24 protein-coding genes are annotated in these 21,533 nt (G+C 44.3%); 17 read left to right on the forward strand and 7 right to left on the reverse strand.

Going from position 1 to position 21,533, the window contains the following annotated elements; all coding sequences use genetic code 11:
* Positions 1-65 precede the first annotated feature (65 nt).
* From cobT to AB4493_RS08565, 10 genes are all read left to right on the forward strand, one after another.
* On the forward strand, positions 66-1,094 hold the full coding sequence (cobT, locus tag AB4493_RS08520) for a nicotinate-nucleotide--dimethylbenzimidazole phosphoribosyltransferase (protein WP_372154848.1): 1,029 nt from the start codon (positions 66-68) through the stop codon (positions 1,092-1,094).
* The gene (locus AB4493_RS08525; protein WP_372154849.1) at positions 1,094-1,900 is read left to right on the forward strand and encodes an adenosylcobinamide-GDP ribazoletransferase; all 807 of its coding nucleotides are present in this window, start codon (positions 1,094-1,096) and stop codon (positions 1,898-1,900) included. The genes cobT and AB4493_RS08525 overlap by 1 nt, the downstream gene beginning before the upstream one ends.
* Before the next feature lie 9 nt (positions 1,901-1,909).
* Complete coding sequence (gene cobU / locus AB4493_RS08530; protein WP_017059154.1) at positions 1,910-2,530, forward strand: bifunctional adenosylcobinamide kinase/adenosylcobinamide-phosphate guanylyltransferase; 621 nt, start codon at positions 1,910-1,912, stop codon at positions 2,528-2,530.
* A 9-nt stretch (positions 2,531-2,539) separates the two neighbouring features.
* Positions 2,540-3,157: an alpha-ribazole phosphatase family protein gene (cobC, locus tag AB4493_RS08535; RefSeq protein ID WP_017059155.1), complete on the forward strand. Its 618-nt coding sequence runs from the start codon at positions 2,540-2,542 to the stop codon at positions 3,155-3,157.
* Between the two features lie 158 nt (positions 3,158-3,315).
* Positions 3,316-5,112, forward strand: a complete 1,797-nt coding sequence (locus AB4493_RS08540; RefSeq protein ID WP_372154850.1) for a M3 family oligoendopeptidase — start codon at positions 3,316-3,318, stop codon at positions 5,110-5,112.
* 278 nt (positions 5,113-5,390) lie between these two features.
* Positions 5,391-6,419, forward strand: coding sequence for a succinylglutamate desuccinylase (locus AB4493_RS08545; RefSeq protein ID WP_017059157.1), 1,029 nt, complete (start codon positions 5,391-5,393; stop codon positions 6,417-6,419).
* A 133-nt stretch (positions 6,420-6,552) separates the two neighbouring features.
* A complete protein-coding gene (btuC, locus tag AB4493_RS08550) occupies positions 6,553-7,548 on the forward strand; it encodes a vitamin B12 ABC transporter permease BtuC (protein ID WP_017096955.1) in 996 nt (331 codons plus the stop codon).
* Positions 7,535-8,293 carry a vitamin B12 ABC transporter ATP-binding protein BtuD gene (gene btuD, locus AB4493_RS08555; RefSeq protein WP_136978782.1) on the forward strand — a complete coding sequence of 253 codons (759 nt, stop codon included), beginning with the start codon at positions 7,535-7,537 and terminating at the stop codon, positions 8,291-8,293. Before btuC ends, btuD begins: the two co-directional genes overlap by 14 nt.
* Before the next feature lie 29 nt (positions 8,294-8,322).
* Positions 8,323-8,682, forward strand: a complete 360-nt coding sequence (locus tag AB4493_RS08560; RefSeq protein ID WP_372154852.1) for a DUF6559 family protein — start codon at positions 8,323-8,325, stop codon at positions 8,680-8,682.
* A 487-nt stretch (positions 8,683-9,169) separates the two neighbouring features.
* A complete protein-coding gene (locus tag AB4493_RS08565) occupies positions 9,170-10,600 on the forward strand; it encodes a lytic polysaccharide monooxygenase (protein WP_372154880.1) in 1,431 nt (476 codons plus the stop codon).
* A gap of 224 nt (positions 10,601-10,824) precedes the next feature.
* On the opposite strand, the gene AB4493_RS08570 is transcribed toward AB4493_RS08565, so the two are convergent.
* Positions 10,825-11,058: a hypothetical protein gene (locus tag AB4493_RS08570; protein ID WP_102427813.1), complete on the reverse strand. Its 234-nt coding sequence runs from the start codon at positions 11,056-11,058 to the stop codon at positions 10,825-10,827.
* A gap of 59 nt (positions 11,059-11,117) precedes the next feature.
* Positions 11,118-11,885 (reverse strand): hypothetical protein, encoded by a 768-nt coding sequence (locus tag AB4493_RS08575; protein WP_372154853.1) that lies wholly within the window; start codon positions 11,883-11,885, stop codon positions 11,118-11,120.
* Between the two features lies 1 nt (position 11,886).
* Here AB4493_RS08575 and AB4493_RS08580 point away from each other — a divergent pair, with 1 nt between their 5' ends.
* From AB4493_RS08580 to AB4493_RS08590, 3 genes are all read left to right on the forward strand, one after another.
* Complete coding sequence (locus AB4493_RS08580) at positions 11,887-12,096, forward strand: hypothetical protein (RefSeq protein ID WP_017059164.1); 210 nt, start codon at positions 11,887-11,889, stop codon at positions 12,094-12,096.
* A gap of 185 nt (positions 12,097-12,281) precedes the next feature.
* A complete protein-coding gene (locus AB4493_RS08585; protein ID WP_017059165.1) occupies positions 12,282-12,791 on the forward strand; it encodes a hypothetical protein in 510 nt (169 codons plus the stop codon).
* 114 nt (positions 12,792-12,905) lie between these two features.
* Positions 12,906-13,394: a GNAT family N-acetyltransferase gene (locus AB4493_RS08590; RefSeq protein ID WP_017068284.1), complete on the forward strand. Its 489-nt coding sequence runs from the start codon at positions 12,906-12,908 to the stop codon at positions 13,392-13,394.
* Positions 13,395-13,538: 144 nt separating this feature from the next.
* Here the strand turns inward: AB4493_RS08590 and AB4493_RS08595 are convergent, their stop codons facing one another.
* A complete protein-coding gene (locus AB4493_RS08595; RefSeq protein WP_108161526.1) occupies positions 13,539-14,114 on the reverse strand; it encodes a nucleoside triphosphate pyrophosphohydrolase family protein in 576 nt (191 codons plus the stop codon).
* Between the two features lie 213 nt (positions 14,115-14,327).
* Between AB4493_RS08595 and AB4493_RS08600 the strand changes: the two genes are divergently transcribed.
* Entirely contained in the window at positions 14,328-15,398 is a 1,071-nt protein-coding gene (locus tag AB4493_RS08600; protein ID WP_372154855.1) for a diguanylate cyclase domain-containing protein, read from the forward strand.
* Between the two features lie 28 nt (positions 15,399-15,426).
* Here the strand turns inward: AB4493_RS08600 and AB4493_RS08605 are convergent, their stop codons facing one another.
* Entirely contained in the window at positions 15,427-15,993 is a 567-nt protein-coding gene (locus tag AB4493_RS08605; RefSeq protein WP_102393884.1) for a DUF1415 domain-containing protein, read from the reverse strand.
* An 85-nt stretch (positions 15,994-16,078) separates the two neighbouring features.
* Complete coding sequence (locus AB4493_RS08610) at positions 16,079-17,278, reverse strand: MFS transporter (RefSeq protein ID WP_017065532.1); 1,200 nt, start codon at positions 17,276-17,278, stop codon at positions 16,079-16,081.
* Between the two features lie 110 nt (positions 17,279-17,388).
* Here AB4493_RS08610 and AB4493_RS08615 point away from each other — a divergent pair, with 110 nt between their 5' ends.
* Entirely contained in the window at positions 17,389-18,261 is an 873-nt protein-coding gene (locus AB4493_RS08615) for a LysR family transcriptional regulator (protein WP_017065533.1), read from the forward strand.
* A gap of 89 nt (positions 18,262-18,350) precedes the next feature.
* On the opposite strand, the gene AB4493_RS08620 is transcribed toward AB4493_RS08615, so the two are convergent.
* A complete protein-coding gene (locus AB4493_RS08620) occupies positions 18,351-18,587 on the reverse strand; it encodes a glutaredoxin family protein (RefSeq protein WP_016786183.1) in 237 nt (78 codons plus the stop codon).
* A gap of 137 nt (positions 18,588-18,724) precedes the next feature.
* Here AB4493_RS08620 and AB4493_RS08625 point away from each other — a divergent pair, with 137 nt between their 5' ends.
* Positions 18,725-19,222: a YgjP-like metallopeptidase domain-containing protein gene (locus AB4493_RS08625; RefSeq protein ID WP_004734935.1), complete on the forward strand. Its 498-nt coding sequence runs from the start codon at positions 18,725-18,727 to the stop codon at positions 19,220-19,222.
* Positions 19,223-19,226: 4 nt separating this feature from the next.
* The gene (gene rlmF, locus AB4493_RS08630) at positions 19,227-20,567 is read left to right on the forward strand and encodes a 23S rRNA (adenine(1618)-N(6))-methyltransferase RlmF (protein WP_372154856.1); all 1,341 of its coding nucleotides are present in this window, start codon (positions 19,227-19,229) and stop codon (positions 20,565-20,567) included.
* Between the two features lie 90 nt (positions 20,568-20,657).
* On the opposite strand, the gene pilW is transcribed toward rlmF, so the two are convergent.
* Complete coding sequence (pilW, locus tag AB4493_RS08635; RefSeq protein WP_017065536.1) at positions 20,658-21,425, reverse strand: type IV pilus biogenesis/stability protein PilW; 768 nt, start codon at positions 21,423-21,425, stop codon at positions 20,658-20,660.
* Positions 21,426-21,533: the final 108 nt, after the last annotated feature.

Raw genomic sequence — 21,533 nt, forward strand, 5'->3', positions numbered from 1 at the left:
AACAATTTAACTTCAGCGAATAAGATCGTTAAACCCCGCTCCTTAATCTAAGTGCCACTAATTTTATGCTAGATACAAAATACTCACAGTACATCCAACATCGCATTGACCAAAAAACTAAGCCGTTAGGCGCTCTTGGTTTACTGGAAAAGATTGCCCATCAACTGGCTCTGATTCAAAGCCAAGGTAAAGAGTCTGCGGTTGAACATATCGAATTGAACAAGCCGAGCATCATCATTTTTGCAGGTGATCATGGTATTGCAGATGAAGGTGTGAGTATTGCCCCGAGTGCTGTCACACAACAGATGGTATTGAACTTCTTAAGCGGCGGCGCGGCGATTAACTGTTTTTGTGCGGTGAACAACATCGATATTACGGTAGTCGACACGGGAATATTGTTACCAGTCGAATCTGATAGCCCAATGTTGATCTCCCAGCGTTTGGGTACACGAACCAATAACTTTGCCAACGAAGCTGCAATGAGTTTAGAAACAGTCGAACGTGGGATTGAACTAGGTTCAGAGCTTGTATCTAGAACTATTTCGAATGGCACCAATATCATCATGTTTGGTGAGATGGGCATCGGCAATACCAGTAGCGCGTCAGCGATTTTAAGTGCGGTAGCAAACCGAACTGCTGCAGAGTGTGTAGGCTTAGGCACTGGTATCAACAACGAACAGTTATCACGAAAAGTCGAGGTGGTTGAGCAAGGTGTTGCACGCTGCACAGGACTCGATCCTAAATCGATTTTAGCTCAAGTCGGTGGTTACGAAATAGTGCAAATGGTCGGTGCTTTCCTTGGCGCTTACCAAAACAGAACTCCTGTACTAGTCGATGGCTTTATCGTGTCGGTTGCGGCGTATGTCGCGACTTTAATTGAACCGAGTTGCCGAGACTATATGATCTTCGCCCATCGCTCTGAAGAGTCAGGACACAAAATTCTGTTAGAGCTGCTCGACGCTGAGCCACTGCTCGATCTTGGATTGAGATTAGGCGAGGGCACAGGTGCTGCGCTAGCTATGCCAATCATTCGTGCGGCAGCCGAGTTCTATAACAACATGGCGAGCTTCGAAAGTGCTGGAGTCACGGTTTAATGAGTGATGCACCAGAAAGATCGTTGAAAGGTCGAGTTACTTATCAGTGGGAGCTTTTTGCGCTGGCGATGGGTTTCTTTTCTCGCTTGCCAATGCCGAAAAACACGCCCTATTCTACAGAGCGAATGAACCGTTCTGGTCGCTACTTTTCAACGGTTGGTTTGTTGCTTGGTGTTCTGTGTGGCGGTGTGTTCTTGCTACTTGATGTGGTACTGCCGAGTGCAGTAGCGATCTTTTTGATGATGAGTTTTAGCCTGATGCTCACTGGCGCATTCCATGAAGATGGTTTGACTGATATGGCCGATGGCATTGGTGGCGGCATGACCCTAGAACGCCGTTTGACCATCATGAAAGACAGTCGAATCGGTACTTATGGTGCGTCTGCTCTGATTATGGCTCTGCTTGGCAAGTGGGTGCTGTTGAATGAACTCATAAGCATGACGGGACTGTTTATGGTAATCGTGACCAGTTATACCTTTAGCCGCGCGATTGCTGCATCGCTAATTTACGACATGCCTTATGTCAGTGATTTAGATACCAGTAAAAGTAAACCATTGGCCAACAAGCAAACCAAAGGCGAACTTGTCTTCTTGTTGCTGGTAGGCGTGCTGCCTAGCCTGTGGTTTGGTCTTGAATTCGCTTTGGTTTTATCTGTCGTCGCCTATCTGTTCAGAACAGGTTTTAAAACGTGGTTAACGGCTCGAATTGGCGGCTTTACTGGGGACTGCTTGGGTGCGGCTCAACAGTTAATGGAGTTGCTGACTTACCTTGTATTCATTACTGCATTTTACAATGGCTTTCTATAACGGCTTCCTATGACCAACACGAATGAAACTATTCAAGCTAATCAAATTAATCAAGCAAGTCAGCGAAACAGCCATTTGGTATTGGGCGGGGCTCGTTCTGGTAAGTCTAGTTTTGCAGAGCAACAAGCATTATGTGCGCTTGAAGCATGTTCAAATGGACGCCTCAATTATATTGCGACAGCGACATATCTTGATGATGAAATGCGAGAACGAATCGCGCACCATCAACAACGTCGTGGCGAGCAGTGGATTGAGCATGAAGTACCCGTCGAATTAGCCGAAAAACTGCAGTCTTTTGAGAAAGAAGATGTGGTATTGATTGATTGCCTAACCTTGTGGTTGAACAACATCATCTTTGAACTGGGTGATGACGCAACTAATGAACAGGTTGAAGCCGTGGTTGAAGTATTGGTCAAAAGCGTCGAGCAAAGTCCGGCGCAAATTATCATGGTCTCTAACGAAGTCGGTTTAGGTGTGGTGCCGCTGGGTAAAGTGTCTCGCTTGTTTGTGGACAATGCAGGACGAATGAACCAAGCGCTAGCTCGCGTCGTTGAGCGCGTCACGCTGGTTGCTGCCGGATTGCCGCTGCACTTAAAACCATCTAATCACTTGCTTGATATTCAAGGCTAGGTCGCACACATGGTCAATGGAACAACCAAAAACATCTATTTGTTAAGACATGGCAAAGTCGAAGGAAAAGCTGCGCTCAATGGTTTATCTGATGTGCTGGTCAACTCTGATCTTCAAGAACAGATATGTGAGGCACTAACTACACAAGACATTACCTTTGATAGCGTGGTTAGCTCTCCACTAAGACGATGTGGTGATCTCGCGAGCTTGTTTGCAGAGCGTATGTCTGTGCCTTTATCAGTTGCATCGGGTTTTCAGGAAATGAACTTCGGTGAAGTAGATGGTGTCCCATTTGATGAACTTGAAGACAAGTGGGGAATGTTAGAAACCTTTTGGAAAGACCCTGCTAATCATCAATTAACTGGCGCAGAAAGTTTACAGAGCTTCCACGACAGAGTAACTCAAGCTTGGTCGCAACTTTTGAATGATTCAAGTGACAACATATTGTTGGTTACTCATGGTGGTGTGATTCGCATACTGCTAGCGCACTGCCTTAATATTGATTGGAAAAACCCGAGTTTGTACTCGAAGTTATCGATAGAAAACGCATCGATAACGCATATTCAAATCACTCAGTTTGCGCAGAGCTTTATCAGCGTTAAATCGATAGGGATACCTGTTCTCTGAGTGTTAAAAATACACGGTTTTAAGAATTAACAATCTATTAAACCTGTTAATAGAAATAGAAATAGAAATAGAAACAGAAATATAAATAGAAGTATAAAGCGGCGTTCACAGCCGCTATACCTGATTGGTATTACTACCTACGTGAAAGGAATTTAGTCATGACAACACCAAGTTGGGATCTAAGCATTGCTTATAGCGATCTTAATGATGCAAAAATCGAACAGGACATTGAACTCATTCAGCAGTGCATTGAGCTGTTGAACCTACACGTTGAAAAGCGTCATATCATTCTAGCGATGCAAAACGCGATTCAGACTTCAGAAGCGGCAGGCACGTTACTGAGTACAATCAACACCTTCGCTAATTGCCACGCATCGGTCGACGCGACACACACAGAAGCGAAAGCATTGCTTGGTCGTGTAGCGAAGCTGAACTCTGAAATGTCTCAAGCGTTCAGCCCTTACGAAGATACGCTAATTCACGCAGAACCAGAATTTATTGATGCAGTATTAGAGCATGATAGTGCGGACGTAGCAGGGCAGCGCTTTGCGATTGAAAGCTCTCGTAAGTTATCAAGCAGCCGACTCAGTGTTGCTGAAGAGCAGTTATTAGCAGCGATGAAGGTTGATGGTCGTGACGGATGGGGTCGTTTATACGATAACCTAACCGGATCTTTAAAACTGTCGCTAAAGCTGGACGGTGAAGAGGAAGCCCTAGGCTTTTCACAAGCCGCGAGCCTGTTGTACGGCAGCGAATTCGACAAACAAGAACCAGCATGGCGCGCGGTTCAAGGTGCGATGAAAACGCACCAAGAGTCTTTTGCTTCGATTCTAAATGCATTGGCGGGTTGGCGACTGACTGAAAACAAAAAGCGTTCGAAGATTAGCGATGTGCATTTCCTTGATCCAAGCCTACACGGCAGCCGCATCGTACCTGAAACGCTAGACACCATGATGTCGGTAGCAAAAGCAAATCGAGCTGTTGGTCAGAAAGCAGGTTTGTTAATGGCAAGAGTTCACGGGCTAGATGAAATGAAGCCTTGGAATCACTTAGCTGCGATGCCGCCGCTGGGTGACGCTGAATCTAAGGTTTACCCATTTGATGAGGCGATCGACGTGATCAAAACTGCGTTCGCTGAAGTAAATCCAGAGATGGCTGATTTTGTCGCTTTGATGGTTGATAATGGTTGGATTGATGCCGCACCAGCAGCCAACAAACGTTTAGGCGCTTACTGCACCAAGTTTGCTGCTACACGCACTCCGCTTGTGTTCATGACATGGAGCGGTAGCCGCTCAGATTTAATGACATTGGCACACGAGTTAGGCCACGCGTTCCACAACTGGGTGATGAAAGACATGCCGTTGTGTCAAACACGCTACCCAATGACGCTGGCAGAAACCGCTTCGATCTTTGCTGAAAATATCGTTCGAGACCATTTGTTAAAACAAGCACAAACATGTAATGAGAAACTTGAAATGCTGTGGGAAGAGCTTTCTTCTTCTTTGGCATTAATGGTGAACATTCCCGTTCGTTTTGAGTTTGAAAAAGCCTTCTACGAGCAGCGTGAAAAAGGCGAGCTAACGGCTCAGCAGCTGTGTGACTTGATGGAAACGACTTGGAAAGAGTGGTATGGCGATGCAATGACAGAAGCTGACCCTTACTTCTGGGCGAGCAAACTGCATTTCAGCATCTCTCAAGTAAGCTTCTACAACTACCCATACTTGTTCGGTTACCTGTTCAGTAAAGGTGTTTACGCTCAGCGCGATGCGAAAGGTGAGCAATTCTACGGCGATTACGTTTCGTTGCTTCGTGATACGGGCAGCATGATGGCGGAAGAAGTCGTTCAAAAGCACTTAGGAATGGACCTGACTCAAGCTGATTTTTGGCAACAAAGCATCGACATGGTCAAAGTTCAAATCGATGAATTTGAAAGATTGCTCGATCAGGAAGATTAATTGATCTCAATCTGTTCATAGCAGGTAAGAGCTGTGTTAGCTTACGTGGCTCTTATCTTGCTGGCATAACCTGAGATAAGCCGAAACAACCAAAAGTCTCTTTAAATAGAGAAAGTTATTTGGAACAGATGTCGGTTAGTAAAGTCAGCAGGTAATATAAAAATATATGGGTAGTATTTGTGAGTGATAACGGAGTTTCTGTTGATAAGTGCGATCCTAGCAACACAATTTCTATGTACAATTTATTAACATACGGCCGTGCAATTAAGGAGTAGCGCATGACGAAGACCCTCTTTCGCCAATCATTTCTTTTTGACAGCCTAGATCTTGAGCAAGAAGTGTTTGCAGGACAGACCGTACTGAGTAACGGTGTTCAAATTAAGCTTCATCAACGCGGTGTCTTGGAAGTGATTCCCGCGGATTTTAATTCTGAAACCAAGAACATCATTTTTTCAACCGGTGTTCATGGCGACGAAACTTCACCAATGGAGCTGATCGATAAGCTCATTGAGGATATTGAAACAGGTTTCCAAGTAGTAAACGCGAGATGCTTGTTTATCATAGCTCACCCAGAAGCCACTAACGCGCATACTCGTTTTCTTGATGTGAACATGAATCGTCTGTTTGATGAAAAGCAGTACGAGAGCAATCGAGAAGTGGATATCGCGAAGAACTTGAAGTTCTTGGTGACTGAGTTTTACAAAGAAACGGAACCTGCCACTCGTTGGCATCTAGATTTGCACTGTGCAATCCGTTTATCTAAGCATTACTCGTTTGCAGTGAGCCCTAAAGTTCGCCACGAAGTACGCAGTAAAGAGCTGTTTGATTTCATTAACAGTGCGCACGTGGAAGCAGTGTTGTTGTCAAATGCGCCAACCAGTACATTCAGTTGGTACAGTGCTGAAAACTTCGAAGCGCAAGCACTGACAATGGAACTAGGGCAGGTCGCGAGAATTGGTGAGAACCAACTTGATAAGCTAACGGCTTTTGACTTGGCGATGCGTAACTTGATTGCTGAAGTTGAGCCAGAGCATTTACCTAAGCGAACCATCACTTATCGCGTGAGCAGAACCATTGTTCGTTTACATGATGACTTCGATTTCATGTTCTCAGATTCTGTAGAGAACTTTACCGCGTTCAAGCACGGTGAAGTATTCGGTCATGATGGTGATAAACCGTTAATGGCTAAGAATGAAAACGAAGCGGTGGTGTTCCCTAATCGTAATGTTGCTATCGGTCAACGAGCAGCCTTAATGGTGTGTGAAGTTGAAACGCGATTCGACCATGGTCAGCTTGTGTACGATTAATATCGACTCGGGTTTAAACGACGAAAACAACCGCTCAACTGGTTGAAATATCAAGGTTCACATTACGGTGTGAGCCTTGAGTTTATTTGGGGATACAGGTAAGGTTACGCGAACATTTTCAAAGTAGCTTGATATGGATTTCCAACAACTTCTTCACCAAAAACAGCGCAAATGGACTAGAGCCATTTATCTGATGGCAGCACTGCTTGTCGCGCTGAGTGCGATTTACCTAATGGTTGGCGATCTTTTCATTTCCCCTCTGGGCACATTGTCCACGTTAGAACAAAAACTACTGATTGATTTACGCTTACCTCGACTATTGGCGGCTATTGCTATCGGGGCAGGGTTAGCCGTATCTGGCGCAAGTTTACAAGTCTTATTGGGTAACGTATTAGCAGAGCCCGGTGTGCTCGGCATTTCTGGTGGTGCAAGTTTGGCGATGGTTATCGTGCTGTTCTTCTTGCCGTTTGCTCCCACACCAGAACTGTTCATGATTGCCGCCGTTTTAGGCTCGCTCTGTTTCACCGTGATACTGGTGAGCATGGTAAAAACGATGCGACTCACCACGGCTAAATTACTGCTAGTGGGTGTCGCGTTAGGCATTCTTTCTGGCGCGATGGTGACATGGGCGTTCTATTTTAGTGATGACTTAAGTCTACGCTTATTGATGTATTGGCTGATGGGCAGCTTAGGTGGCGTCACTTGGTATCAACACTCGCTCACGTTGGTGATGATCCCCGTGATTATTTGGCTGTGCCTGCAAGGTAGTAAGCTAGATAAGTTAATGATTGGCGAAACGCATGCCGCACAGTTAGGCGTAAACGTACCGAGATTGCGCTGGCGTCTAATTTTCGCCGTGTCTATTTTAGTCGGCTGCGCGGTAGCTTTAGGTGGCGTGATCAGCTTTGTTGGCTTGGTTGTGCCACACTTGTTGCGTTTAGCGATTGGTACTGATAACAAATACCTTCTTCCTTTGTCTGCCGTTGCTGGCGCTGCGTTGTTGGTGTTTGCTGATATCTGTGCAAGAACCTTATTAGATTCCGCAGAGCTGCCTTTGGGTGTGATGACCACCAGTATCGGTGCGCCTATCTTCATTTGGATGTTAATTAAAAATCATGATTCAAATTAAGAGCCTGAGCGTCGGCGCTCGTTTATTACCACTATCATTTGAGCTCAAGCAAGGGCAGGTGACTCACGTTATCGGCCCTAATGGCAGCGGTAAAAGTACCTTGCTCGAAGCGATATCTGGAATTGGTGATGGTTACAAAGGCGATATAAAGATCGACGGGCAGGATTTGTCGGAGCTGTCTTTACAAGATTTATCATTGCATCGCGCTTACTTGTGCCAAAGCGCAAGGCCAGCCTTCAACTTAGAAGTGTTCCAATATCTTGCATTGTCACTGCCAAGCTCCTCACACGGCCTTGATGCTGAAATCAACGCAGCTTTGGAAGAAATCAGCCAGATGCTAGACATTGCAGACAAACTTCATCGCTCAATTCAGACACTGTCTGGTGGTGAATGGCAACGCGTACGTTTGGCGGGAATGTGCCTGCAAATTTGGCCGACACTTAACCCATACGCGAAGCTGCTGATCCTCGACGAACCCGCAGCTCCGTTGGATATTGCTCAAGAAGCCTTGTTGTACAAGCTTATCGAACGAGTGGCTGAGAAGGGCATCGCCGTGATCATGGCTAACCATGATTTGAACAGAACACTAAGACACGCAGACCAAGTGTTGTTGCTCGATAAAGGTGTACTTCAAGCATCAGGCTCAGCTGATCAAGTGCTTACCCCTGAGCAGCTAGAGTCCGTGTTCAACACCGAAGTCAAAAGTATCTCAGTCGACAATCAGACCTATCTGCTGTTTGGTTAACTTAAGCTCATCAATACAAGGCAATCTATATGTTTAGATATATTCAACGACGACGAATCAAGAAAGTAATCAAATCACTTTCTGCAAAGTTGGTGAAAGCGTACGGAAGCAGTGACTTTTTCTCTATTGGGCAAGTAGAAACGAGTTCATGTGAATTAAGTAAGCGCCAACAACTGGTTGCCTTAGCATTGTTTGCTGATCCACAAGACCTTGCTGCTGAAATTGCTCCAGCCATTAAATTGCTGCGTAATAATGTGTCTAATGACTTCTTCGGTGGTGAGGAATATAACGCGCGTGATGTACTTAATTTGTTGGGCGGTGGCGGTTGGAAGGGCGGTCGTATGGACGATGATATGTCGAATCGATTTGGCATGAATAGCCGCTATTAGTTTAGCTCGTTCAAATTAACGTTTAATGATTTATCCATTTATAAACGTATACGCTCAATAGCTTAGCGACTTTACAGCAGTCTCAACAACGTAATAATAATGATGATAAAAAGCACTCAATATCATTATTTATGCGAGCGTTTCACTCCAATTAATTCAATGAAAAAATACCTTCCTAGCGATCTATTTTCTTAGGGAATGCGTAATTTTTGTCGGTAAAAATTGATAATTCGAACCAATATCATCTATCTACAACGCATTTGTTTGAGTTGTGTGATGCTGATTCCTATCAATATAAAATCTGCTGTTATTGATAAAATTGACGTATATATTTTTCGTTGTTCTTTAAGTCAGAAACTATAAACCTTCGAATTACAGTGCTGGTTGGTTAGTAACCAATTGGTTTTGTGTTTAGGGTAAAATAATAGAGAGTGGGAAAGTGACAACAATAAATAATAATATTCTAAAAATAGCAGTGGGTATGGCTATGCTATCGAGTGTGCCGTCAGTGGCAAATGCTCATGGTTGGTCTGAGTTTCCAAGCGCGCGTCAGAACACGTGTTACGAGCAAGGCGGGATTTGGTCGGGTACACCACCTAATGCTGCGTGTGCTCAAGCAAAAGACATTTCGGGTTCATACCCGTTTGTTCAACGTAACGAGTACGCGAAAAATGTCCAAGATTTCAATAATATCAATGCTGTAAAAGCGGCGATTCCTGACGGCACGTTATGTTATGCCAACGATTCGCAAAAACGCGGCATGGGTGCGCCTCATACTGGTTGGACTCGTACCGAGCTAAATACTGGTACGTTTGAATATGTATTCAATGCGACAGCGCCACACAACCCTTCTTTCTGGGAGTTCTACCTAACGAAACCAAACGCGGACCTAAGCAAAGGCCTAGCGTGGGGAGACTTAGATCTTATCCAAGAAGAGGGTAACGTTCCGGTTAATGGCGGCAAGTACCGCATTAATGTCACTATTCCTTCAGACCGTTCTGGCGATGCGATTCTATTCGTTCGTTGGCAACGTGATGATGCTGCGGGCGAAGGCTTCTACAACTGTTCAGACATCACTATCGCGGGTGGCACAACCCCTCCACCAGAGCCTACACCTCAACCTGATCTAGTCCGTGGCGACCTGTTTGTTTCTGACCAGTTTGGTACGCCAGAAATTGGTGATACGGTTAAGTACGACATCATCAACAAGTACGGTGAAGTCGCGCGTAGCTTCGACATCGTTATCGACGCTTCAAACGTTAACGATTGGGCTCGCTTGTTGGCTTCAGAGATTAACGGCTGGCACGAAGAGTTTAAAGATGGCGCGATCTTCATTGGTGATTGGCACGCTGAAATGCAGCACTACATGTACTTCCAAAACGATCCTTCACGTAACTTCTTTAACTCAAAAGATAGCCGTGCTTCTGGTCAGTTAACGCTGATTGATGGTGGCGACGGTGGTGTTGAACCATTAAAAGGCGACATCTACGAGCTAGTGAAGAGTGACAACGTAGTGAATGCTGGCGACAAAGTTGTAATTGCAACAAGCGAAGCGGCGACATTGACTCAAACTCAAGGTACTTCTGTAAGCATTCAAAATAACGGCACGGCTTCTATCGTAGTTGATACCACTGGCATCACTGCAAACGAAACTTTATCGTTTATGGCTAGCTCGATTGAAAGCGACAGTGTTGAAACCTTCACTTTTGAAGTAATTGCTGATGACGGTGGCGTAACACCAGACCCAGATCCAACGCCAGATCCAGGTACGTGGGACTCATCAGCGACTTACCTTGGTGGCGAAGTCGTGACTTACTCGAACCAGTCATGGAAAGCACAATGGTGGGTTCAAGGTGGCACTAACCCTAAAGCGACTTACGAAAATGACAAATGGGGCGTTTGGCGTCCAGCCAACTAATCTTAACTATTGTTAGTTAATTAGCCTTGCAATAATAACCAAGACACCACACTTTTTGACGAGTGTGGTGTCTTTTTTAGCGTCTGCATTTGCGGTTTTGAATGTCATCAGCCTAGAAAAAGTGATTCAGGAACGGAGTCTTAATCACTCAGCACGGCTCTATAAGAAGATGAGAGTTATATAGAAAACAAGAGCTATATAACGTTTTGTAATGTGTTGAAGAATTATTCCAGAGTAAGGTTTTGCTTAATCTCATCGTTAAGATACCCCTGATCAAAATCTGGTGTCATGAATTCGACGAAGGAGGAGTCTAGATAGCTGGTTTCTAGATAACTCGGCTCTAGATAATGGGAGTCTAAGTGATCAGCACTTACGTAGGTGGGAATCGCAGAAAACAAAACGATACTGATCGCTGCAGCGATATCAATGGCTTTGTTACGTTGAGAAGTAATTTTCATAGTAGTGCCCTCGAAAGGTGGGCAAATCCATCTGCCTATGAGAATTGAATCTGAGATATTTAGAAGTCGTAAGACAAACCAAGTGTGATGATGCTGTCGTTGTCGATCGGGCCCATCGATTGGCCGTTCAAGTAAAGGTCACCTTCGTTGGTGTTGAAATAGGTGTATTTCACGTAGGGTGTCCAGTCGTCGATGCTCTTAGAGAGAACGACTTCGTGTTCATTGGTACGGTAGTCGCCTTGATGAAAGATTACGTTGTCATCGTTGTGGGTAAACCCGCCATTGGATCCATCACTGTTTTCGTGAGTGTATTGGTAAGCTAAATCCCAGCCTGAGAGTGAGTACCCCGCACCGGCGATGAACTTATTAGTGTTGATCGTGGTGTCGCTTACATTCTCGAGTACTTGCCCTGACTGGTTATATCCCAATCCACTGAATACATTGAAGTTATCATTGACTTGGTAATCAATAATACCTTCGATTAATAACTCTTCACCGTTGTCCCATTTACCGAGTTCACCGTATAGGTTGAACGTGAAGGACTCGCTGATGTGAAAGTCGTGGCCGTAACCCGCTGCCAGCCAACCCTGGTCATCAAAACCTATATAGACTTGTCCATTTTCTGAGGTATCGATTAATGAGCCAGCTTCTGTGGTGTAGACACCGCTATCAGCAGCATTAGAGGCAACGTTTTGTTCGATGTAAACTTGAGTCGAAGTCGCAAACGCTGCGCTGCTGAGTAACGTAAGTGGTAGAGCACCTTCCGATGCAATGCATGTTGCCGATGAAGGCTCGCTAAAAATCACGCACGGTGAAGGCGGAGGCATTATGACGGAATACACAATAAAGGATGGCCAACACGCTTTTTCTGTTATGTGTGGATACACCTCGGGTCCTTCATTCTGGGCTGATGGAAAACCCGCGAAGGTATGTGAAGAGGCGCAAGCACTAGCGGTTGCATTGGAAGCAAAAGGTGAATGGGAGGTGAAGCCAATGACTTACACCATCGCACCAGCAAGAATCGTAGTTGATAAGTGATTTTTGTCTACAGAACGCTCGTTATATCGAGCCTCGTTATCCAACCATATTGATTATTTGTAGTGAGACAGAGGGGTACTCAGGCTGAAATGGTCTTGAAGTTCCCCTTAACTTAGCTCATCTCACAAGAAGCTAAGTCAGCCAACTAATCAAATTTGTATTCGAAAATACAGAAGGACTATCCCATGAAAAATACCATTAAGCTACTGGCTATCGCATGTGTTTTACTTACTCCAATGCTTGTCGCCGCTGCCGAACATAATCATAGTCACAATCATTTTAACCCTGAATTAGAGCAACTTGGCGACGACATTATTGGCCTAACCGTGTGTTACAAAAATGGTCATCTATCAGATGAGAATCAAGAGCCTGCGTTTATGAACCTTATCAACCACGCCAATGTTGAAGGAGAGGAGTTGGGGATGTTCTACATGGACAAATTGGGCCCTAAAGCCGAGCAAATCATGAGTGATGATGAGGCTCGACGTTTATGGACCGAAGAATATTGTGCTGATTTAACTGATACCTATTTGGACTCACACAAGTTAGCTCAAAGAGCAAATGAACACAAAGGTTATTCCCACGGACACGATCATGGTCATCACCATAATCATGACCACCATGGACATGGCGATTTAACGCCGGAGGTACTTGAGCAAGATATTGAGAGAGGGCGTTTACTCAGTATCAATTAAGCCCAATAAGATAAGTTCATCTAACCTATTGTTAAATATTCACTATTTGTTAGTGTGTTTAGGTGCACATTGAGGATGTGTTTCATATTTAGCGAAGAAATATTAGGAGTTGCGATGAGTATTATAGTGAGACGGTCTGAGCCGTCAGATGCGAAGGGAATAAAAGAAGTTTACGAATGCACTAATGCTTATACCGGTACGCTGCAACTCCCAAATCCATCTCTGGAAAGCTGGCAAAAACGAATCTCTAATATGCCTGACAACGTGTACTCGTATGTCGCGATGATCGACGATGAGATTGTTGGCAACTTGGGAATGGAAGTGTGTGTGAATCCAAGAAGACGACATGTGGCTTCATTTGGTATGGGTGTTAAAGACGATGTGTTAGGCAAAGGTGTCGGTAGCCAACTGCTCGCAACAGCAATCGACTTGTGTGATAACTGGATTAACATCAAGCGAATGGAGTTAACGGTGTATACCGATAACGAAAGAGCGATCAGTCTGTATAAGAAGTTTGGTTTCGTGATTGAAGGAGAGTCCGCAGGGTTCGCTTTCAGAAATGGCGAATATGTGGCGGCTTATCACATGGCGCGACTGGTATAACACTTAGCTACAATTAACACACAGTTAGAAATCACTGACAGATAATAATAAAACGCCACGTTATTTAAACGTGGCGTTTGCTATTTTGGTGCGCTGGTGCTTTAAAGAGCTACAGCCATAACCTTAGTTCAGTCGTAAACTTAGTTAAGCCGTTAGTGGCTCAAGGTTCGCAGGGCGGTAGTGTACTGATTTTAGTACTTTACCTTGGCGAACTGTCTTGCCCTCAGATACGAAATCTTCCGCACACTTAGCGATGATGTATTCGCCTTTTTGAACCGCCATCAGCTTGATGTTCTGCTCAACATAGAAAGCTTCTGTTTCAGCGTATTCAGTTTCGTTGCGACATACTTTGCTCATGTTGCTTGAGTGTACTTCGTCCCAGCAAGGTAAGAAGTCAATAGAGCGGTTTTTAGAAACATTCAATAGCAGGTCGATCAGGTAGCTGATTGCTAGGTTGTCTTCAACCTTAGCTTGGCCAAGGTGAACCAGACGCCCCATCAAAACATAAACGCTGTCTACAATAGCGTCCGCTTGTTCGATTTTTGAGTCAGCTTCTGCAAGTTCTGTCAGTTCTTCGATCGCTAGAGAGGTATGTAGCGTATCGCCTTTTTCGTCCATTGTTTCAGGAGCAGCAACAGGCAGATCAAAAGTACTGCGGAACTCTTCAATGTCGCGGTAAAGGTGATCGTAGATTTCTTGGCTTAGTTGAGAAAGGTTCATTTTCCTATCCATTCTGTTTCGTTAATGGATTATTTTACCAAAGCTAGGAATAGGGTGCTAACGCAAAGTCGAAGAAGTCGACTTTTATTCATTGGACCAATGAGGTATTTTGCATACAAACCAATTGATTATTATGTTTTTTTACACTTTACTCTTCTTAATATACCAAATATTAATGTTGCCATTAACTTCGGCTGCAGTGGGACTCCATTTATGAACCAAGCCAGTGAAAGCGAAATTGTTATACGTCGCTTGTATCAAATCACCAATGATTACCGGAAGGGCTTCGATATTCAGATCGCTCAGCTGCTTATCATGGGGCTTGAACGCTTCAACCTTGATATCGGTATTTTATCTAAAGTCGAGGGTAATACTTACTTAGTTGAACACTCTGTCACACCTGAAGGGGTTGAGCTCAATAGTGGCGATATCTTCGATTATCGTTCAACCTATTGCGAAATTACCTGTAAATCGATTGGTCCTATCTGTATTGAGCATTGTGGCAAACACGATAAGTATGCGAAGCATCCTGCTTACCAGTCTTTTGGCTTGGAGTCTTATATTGGGGTTCCCATTTTCGTTAATGATGAGCTTTATGGCACCTTAAACTTTTCAAGCCCAGCACCCTATCATCGTGAGTTCAAAGAGTTCGATGTCGACGTGATGAGACTAATGGCATCATGGATCGAAGTGGAGCTGGTTAGAAGGCAGCAAGAAAGAAAGCTAAAAGAACTGAATGAGAAATTGGAGTATCAAGCTCTGTATGATCCTCTGACACACTTACCAAATAGACGTTGCTTGTTCAAAACATTGAATGCAGAAGTGGAGCAATTAAAAGGCTCTTTAGGAAAGGGAACCTTGGCCGTTGTCGACATCGATTTCTTTAAACAGGTTAACGACATTTACGGTCACCAAATGGGCGATGTTGTATTAAAGAAAGTGGCGAGCGTGCTGAACAATAACACTCAAAAGGGTGAGTTTGTGGCGCGTTTTGGTGGTGAAGAGTTCATTCTTTGGTATCCAAATAAAACACCAAATTATGTTGAAGATAAGTTCATGACTCTTTTGCAAGAGATGAAGAAAATCACACTGGATCGAAAGCCTGTCACTATATCAATTGGTGCGTGTCATTTTGAGTTGAGTACAGGGGATACCAAAGGGGAAAGGATCTCGGCGTTAGATAAGCTCATCAAAGTTGCCGATGAGTGTCTGTACATTGCGAAACAAAATGGACGAGATCAGTTCATTTCTCGTCCATATCATCAAGAGCGCTCAGGAATATGAGCCATCATGTTAGCGATTAACTGAACTATTAACTAAACAAGTAAGGGAACAGTTGACGGCGTTCTTCTGGCGTTAAAGACTCAACTCTTGCGATGTTGGTGTCTGGGATCGCTTCAGGGTTAGGGTAGTGCTTCAGTACCTTTTCCATGCTTGCTTCACGAATCAAATGGTAAACAGGGTATGGAGAGCGATTCGTTAGGTTTTCATCGTCTTCTGGATCCGCACCACCAAAGCAATAGTCAGGATGGAACGTTGCCACTTGGTAAACGCCTTCCCAGTCTTGCTGTTTGATCAACGCTTCAACCCAATCAATGAACATGTTGTAGTCGAAGAAGTCTTGCAGCATGTTAGGAACCACCACTAAAGTCGTCTCTAATTCAGCAACTGGCGTATTATCTAACTCTACGAAATGCGTCATGATGTCTTCCAGTAACGCTTCTTCCGTATTCGCTTCACTCACAAAGATCTTAATCTGTTTATTACGTTGTGGCTTGGCTGCGAATGGGCACAGGTTTAGGCCAATAACGACATCGTCTAACCATTGTTTTACTTGGTCGTGGATGGTTTGAAGATCTGTGCTTTGAGTGTTCGACATAACAGGTTCCGAAATGAAATTTTGCGTAGGATATCAGAACGGACGTCAATCAAAAGCAATAATTGAGTTACAACCTTAGTCGTACTTATGCTTGTGCAAGTTTAGACGCCGATACTTGTAGCTGTTTCAACTGGTAGACCCAAGCAAATATCGCGACATAGAAGATTGAACCGCCCGCAATCACGCCATTCCAACCGAACAGTTGCCAGCAATACAAGAGTAAGAAACCACCTAAGCTCCCGCCTATGTAATAGTGTACTAAGTAAAGAGCGGTTGCCGTTGCCTTAGCGCTCGGTGCTTTTTGACTTACCCAAGAGTAGGCAAGGGTATGGGCGAAGAACGCGCCGCCACTAATCAATAACAAGCCTGCTAGCATGAACGGAACTTTGTCGACTGCAGAAATTAGCATTCCGATTAAGCTAATACACACGCCCATCAATATTCCGCTTAACGGGTCAAAGCGAAGTGTCCATTTGTTGGAGAGCTTAGAGCTTACCGTACCGGCCAAGTAACATAGGAATATCAGTGAAGCTAAACCAACGGGTACCGAGTGAGGTTCGGATACTAGCCTAAAGCCCATTACAGAGTACAGGTTAACAAACAGCGCGAAGTTAGCACCACCAATCAACATGGCAAGCCACAAGGTACGGTTTCTTAAGTGCATTACAACGGAGCGGTTGTGATGAAAGAACAGCCCTTTTTGAGGTTTGAAGTTCTGTTGGTCAGGTAGGCGATAGGCAATAAAGAGTGCACCAAGCAATGAACCGACAACGAAAAACAGTACAGTTGCATGCCAATCGAAATAGTCTGTAATTAAGCCGCCTAATACACGTCCGAAGATTCCACCCAATGAGTTGGCCGCAATATAACCTCCAATCGCGACAGCAAAGGCTTTGGGTGTTAACTCCTCAACCATATAGGCAACCGCCACACCAGCAAACGCCGCCACAGCGATGCCCATAAATGCGCGGGCAATAACGAGTTGCAACAAGGTAGTCGTGAACACCATGCTTAACCCTATTAATGGGATAGCGAACAGACTGAACAGAATAATGGGTTTACGACCAAAGGTTTCAGAGGCAATTGCCCAAGGTACCAAGCTAATCGAAAGGCCGAGTGTTGTAGCAGCAAATAACCAGTTGATCTGAGTTTCAGATACTTGGAAGTGCTCCGCCATGTGCGGCAAGATAGGCTGAAAGAGGTAAAGGTTACAGAAAATGATAAATGAACCAATCGCCAATGATTGAGTGATACGTTTGTATTGAGGACTGCCTTTATCAAACATTTACGTTGTGCCTGCGCGAGTTAGTAAGCTATTTGTGAACAAGTTATCAGTACAGGTGTGATTAAAGAAATATATTAAAAATATCACCTCTATATATTAAATATATCGCCATGCTTGAATCAAAACCACTTCGACATTTTCTGGCTGTTGCTCAGTTTGGTAACTTCACCCAGGCGGCCAAAGCGCTGCATATCGCACAGCCTGCATTGAGTATCTCCATTAAAAAACTAGAACAGACACTAGAGTTGATTCTATTTCGTCGAGGCGATAAATCCGTCACTTTAACGGAGGAGGGCAAAGTACTGTTTGAGCATGCAAAGCGAATCGCCCAGCAGTTTGATGATGCTCAGCTCGCGATGAATGAACTAAAGGGGCTAGAAAAAGGCGAGGTTCGATTAGGCGCTCCAAGTATGATGGGCAGTTACTTTTTCCCCCAAGTAGTGATGGCATTTAAAAGCCAATACCCAAACCTAAAGTTGACCTTGATTGATGCTGGCACCGCATCGATTCGTGAAATGCTGTTAAACGGCGAACTCGATATTGGCGTAATTAATCATGAGAACGTTCCAGATGATTTGGAAACGGATCATCTGTTAAGCTCAGAAATGTTAGCTGTAGTTGGCAAAGATCACCCACTGGCAACGCAACCATCCATCACCTTTGAAGAATTTTTTGCTCAAGAGCTGATCATGTTCAAATCGGGCTACTTCCACCGCGATTTTATCGATGCGACTTGTAAGAAGTACAACCTCGATATGACCATCGCGTTCGAAACCAATTTATTGCCAATGATTCTTTCCATCGTGAAGCGAGAGTTTGCCATCACCGCGTTGCTTAGCTTGGTGACAGAATACGAGGAAGATGTCGTAGGCGTGCCATTTAAAGACCCTGTGAAACTGAACCTATCTTTGGCGTGGAGAAAGGAAGGGTATCTGTCAAAAGCAGACCGAACCTTTATTGATTTCGTTAAGCGGTATGTGTGATTTAGTAAGATTTAAATAAACAAAGCCCGAACATCCTAGATTGGATATTCGGGCTTTGTTGTATAGAAGTATGACTGGCTCAGAGCACGTTAGGTGTTCTTTGAGTTATACATCTTATCGAAGTTTTTCTGATTCCAGCCGACCATCACTTGATCGCCGATTTTAAGCACGGGGATAGAACGAGCACCCATTGCTTGCAATTCTTTACGGCCACGCTGCATCTTTGCATTCGTCAGGCGGTAAACAATTTTCTTAGAGTCTAAATACCTTTGGGCATCTTTACAGTGCGGGCATTTGTCTGCGACGTACAATACAACACGTTTCATTTTTTCATTCTCTTGGTGAATCTCGCTAAAGTGTAACGAATCCTAGGTGATTAGAAAAGTGTGATCAGTTACACTATGCGGCTCAATTTTCAAGACCACAACGTATTGTCGTGGTGTAACTTGTACGGTCTTTCAGCATGCATCCTTCTTTACGCTATATTCAAGGCTATCCTAAGCACATTCTTGATCCTGTTACTCAACTTGTAGAATCGGGCAAATTGGTGCCGTGGTTTGAAGCTCGCTACCCAAAGAATCATGAAATCAAAAGCGAGAAAGCCCTGTTTGACTATGCGATTGAGATTAAAAATCGCTACATGAAAAAAACGCCACCGATCAGTAAAGTGATTTACGACGGCAAGATACACCTAATTAATAATGCATTAGGTCTGCACTCTTACGTCGCGAAGAATCACGGTGGAAAGATCAAATCGAAGAACGAGATTCGTATCGCCAGTGTTTTTAAAAATGCACCAGAACCTTTGCTGAGAATGCTGGTGGTGCATGAACTGGCGCACATCAAAGAGAAAGAACACGACAAAGCCTTTTACCAACTATGCTGTCACATGGAGCCGGAATATCATCAACTTGAGTTAGATGCCCGTTTATTCATGATGTATTTAGACTTAAAGAAGTAGCCCAATGAGCCAATCACAAAATAGAACTACGCTAAGCCTGTCGAAAAACAGTACCTCATCAACAAAAACAAAAGACAACCAAGCTGAACAAGGTAACCGTAAGCACGGTGATATTAAGCCAAATGCAGGCAAGCCAAGCAGCGACAAGCGTATTTCTACAAAGAACACATCAGACCGCAAAAACAGTGCTCCCAAAGGTGCTGACAACAACAAAGCAAAGCGACCTTTTGCAAAAGATAGCAAAGGTAAACCGGGTGCGAATAAAGGGTCATCGAATAAGGGTTCTTTCAATAAAACTGCTTTTAACAAAAACGCAGCCCAGAAAAGACGCTCGACTGAAAAGCCTCAAGGTGGATTACACCCAAGAAATCAACATACAGGTCGCTATGACTTCGAGTTATTGGTTGCAGCATTGCCTGAGCTAAAAGAACATCTGATCAAGAACCCGGTGGGCGAAGACACCATTAATTTCTCTGATCCATTAGCCGTTAAGCTACTTAACAAGGCTTTACTGGCGCATCACTATGGCGTTAAGCATTGGGATATTCCTGCTGGCTACTTGTGCCCGCCAATTCCTGGTCGTGCAGACTACATTCATAGAGTGGCAGACATCCTTAATAGCGATGGCCAAGGTGAACCTTACAATCATGCTTCTGTGAAAGCATTAGATATCGGTGTTGGTGCAAACTGTATTTATCCAATCATTGGTGCGACAGAGTATAAGTGGCGCTGGACAGGTACTGATGTCGATTCAGTCTCCATCAAAACAGCGAACTTCATAGCGGAAAGCAACCCTAATCTAAAAGGTAAGATCCGCGCTCGCCTACAAGCTGACTCTGAATCTATCTTTAAGGGCGTGATTAAGGATAATGAACGTTACGATGTCACTATTTGTAACCCGCCATTCCACAGCTCTCTTGAAGAGGCTGAAAAGGGGTCACAACGTAAACTGGATAATCTAGCGGCGAACCGTGCTAAGAAAGCCGGTCAGTCGTTCAAGCCAGAAATGAATAAGAAGCCAGTTAAGTTAGATAAATCAACTAAGCAAGATAAACCAACCTTAAACTTTGGTGGTCAAAAAGCCGAGCTTTGGTGCCCAGGTGGTGAAGCCGCTTTCATTATGAAGATGGCGAGAGAGAGTCAACTTTTTGCTACTCAAGTTTTGTGGTTTACGACATTGATTTCTAAGAAAGATAACGTCGATATGGTTCGTTCAGAGCTTGGCAAGCTTAGAGCTAAACAAGTGAAAGTCGTCGAGATGTCACAAGGCCAGAAGGTAAGTCGCTTTATCGCATGGACCTTTATGGACGATGAGCAAAGACAAGAGTGGATCGCGCTAAAATAGCGGCTGCACTTAGTTAAGATATTAAGCTGAAATACGGACGGGCTTGTTGTTAACGCAACAAGCCCGTTTTTTTTGTGTTTTGCATATAACCTAAGCAGAAAGCAACTCATCTAACTTACTCTGATATTTCTGCTCTAGAGCTTTGTTACCTGCTTTGTTTTCGAGATCGACCAAGATTTTAAGCGATGGAATTTGATAGCCATAACGCTGGTGGAATTTGAATAAACGGATTCGAGCGTCATTGTAATCGGCGTCACTCACTTCAATTTTTGATAACTGTAGTATCGATTTTACGCGGTTTGGATCGTGGTCAATCGCTCTGCTGAAGTAGTACTTCGCTTGGTCGGTATTGCCAGCCTTAAATGCGCAAAACGCGGCGTTTTCATAACTTGCAGACACCAAGTAGTAGTAGGGTTGGTCGATGGCGCGATTGAAGTAATTATCGGCTTGTTCGTATTCGCCCTGTTTACACAAGAAGGTACCGTAGTTGTTCAATACATTGCCATTTCTTGAATCAAGACTGAGTGCTTTGCGGTAAGTGCTTCTCGCTTCATCTACTTCACCCACTTGTTCGTAGTAATGCGCCATTGAAAGCCGAGCACGGTAGTAGCTAGGTGCGTGTTTAATCGCGAGCTCAAGGTTTTCACGCGCTCTCACCATATTGCCTTGTCCCATATAGCCCAAACCTAATTCGATTCGAGATTCAGACATCGCGATAGGATCACTTTCAATCTTTGGCGGTCCTTCAGTGACAGAGACACAACCGGCCAAGGAAAGCGAGGCAAGTAGTACCACACTTGATAACGAAAGAGGGCGGGACAACGAAATCGGATTTGAAAATGATGGCTTGGCAGGCATGTGAAGCTCCTTATGAACACCAACCCATCATATGAAATCAAACCCATTGAAGTCGTAAATCTATCATGGAATGCGACCCACACACCATAAAAAAACCGCGTCCAATTC

The sequence above is a fragment of the Vibrio sp. 10N.222.55.A1 genome, assembly GCF_041473835.1.
GTDB lineage: Bacteria > Pseudomonadota > Gammaproteobacteria > Enterobacterales > Vibrionaceae > Vibrio > Vibrio crassostreae_C.

Bases quoted from the DNA above. Each gene is read 5' to 3' on its own strand.
- cobC (WP_017059155.1), top strand. From the start codon at position 2,540: ATGGTCAATGGAACAACCAAAAACATCTATTTGTTAAGACATGGCAAA.
- pilW (WP_017065536.1), bottom strand. From the start codon at position 21,425: ATGCCTGCCAAGCCATCATTTTCAAATCCGATTTCGTTGTCCCGCCCT.
- AB4493_RS08620 (WP_016786183.1), bottom strand. From the start codon at position 18,587: ATGAAACGTGTTGTATTGTACGTCGCAGACAAATGCCCGCACTGTAAA.
- AB4493_RS08615 (WP_017065533.1), top strand. From the start codon at position 17,389: ATGCTTGAATCAAAACCACTTCGACATTTTCTGGCTGTTGCTCAGTTT.
- AB4493_RS08610 (WP_017065532.1), bottom strand. From the start codon at position 17,278: ATGTTTGATAAAGGCAGTCCTCAATACAAACGTATCACTCAATCATTG.
- AB4493_RS08540 (WP_372154850.1), top strand. From the start codon at position 3,316: ATGACAACACCAAGTTGGGATCTAAGCATTGCTTATAGCGATCTTAAT.
- btuC (WP_017096955.1), top strand. From the start codon at position 6,553: ATGGATTTCCAACAACTTCTTCACCAAAAACAGCGCAAATGGACTAGA.
- AB4493_RS08560 (WP_372154852.1), top strand. From the start codon at position 8,323: ATGTTTAGATATATTCAACGACGACGAATCAAGAAAGTAATCAAATCA.
- btuD (WP_136978782.1), top strand. From the start codon at position 7,535: ATGATTCAAATTAAGAGCCTGAGCGTCGGCGCTCGTTTATTACCACTA.
- rlmF (WP_372154856.1), top strand. From the start codon at position 19,227: ATGAGCCAATCACAAAATAGAACTACGCTAAGCCTGTCGAAAAACAGT.
- AB4493_RS08595 (WP_108161526.1), bottom strand. From the start codon at position 14,114: ATGAACCTTTCTCAACTAAGCCAAGAAATCTACGATCACCTTTACCGC.
- AB4493_RS08605 (WP_102393884.1), bottom strand. From the start codon at position 15,993: ATGTCGAACACTCAAAGCACAGATCTTCAAACCATCCACGACCAAGTA.
- AB4493_RS08590 (WP_017068284.1), top strand. From the start codon at position 12,906: ATGAGTATTATAGTGAGACGGTCTGAGCCGTCAGATGCGAAGGGAATA.
- AB4493_RS08625 (WP_004734935.1), top strand. From the start codon at position 18,725: ATGCATCCTTCTTTACGCTATATTCAAGGCTATCCTAAGCACATTCTT.
- AB4493_RS08565 (WP_372154880.1), top strand. From the start codon at position 9,170: ATGCTATCGAGTGTGCCGTCAGTGGCAAATGCTCATGGTTGGTCTGAG.
- AB4493_RS08545 (WP_017059157.1), top strand. From the start codon at position 5,391: ATGACGAAGACCCTCTTTCGCCAATCATTTCTTTTTGACAGCCTAGAT.
- AB4493_RS08585 (WP_017059165.1), top strand. From the start codon at position 12,282: ATGAAAAATACCATTAAGCTACTGGCTATCGCATGTGTTTTACTTACT.
- AB4493_RS08525 (WP_372154849.1), top strand. From the start codon at position 1,094: ATGAGTGATGCACCAGAAAGATCGTTGAAAGGTCGAGTTACTTATCAG.
- AB4493_RS08575 (WP_372154853.1), bottom strand. From the start codon at position 11,885: ATGCCTCCGCCTTCACCGTGCGTGATTTTTAGCGAGCCTTCATCGGCA.
- AB4493_RS08570 (WP_102427813.1), bottom strand. From the start codon at position 11,058: ATGAAAATTACTTCTCAACGTAACAAAGCCATTGATATCGCTGCAGCG.
- cobT (WP_372154848.1), top strand. From the start codon at position 66: ATGCTAGATACAAAATACTCACAGTACATCCAACATCGCATTGACCAA.
- AB4493_RS08600 (WP_372154855.1), top strand. From the start codon at position 14,328: ATGAACCAAGCCAGTGAAAGCGAAATTGTTATACGTCGCTTGTATCAA.
- AB4493_RS08580 (WP_017059164.1), top strand. From the start codon at position 11,887: ATGACGGAATACACAATAAAGGATGGCCAACACGCTTTTTCTGTTATG.
- cobU (WP_017059154.1), top strand. From the start codon at position 1,910: ATGACCAACACGAATGAAACTATTCAAGCTAATCAAATTAATCAAGCA.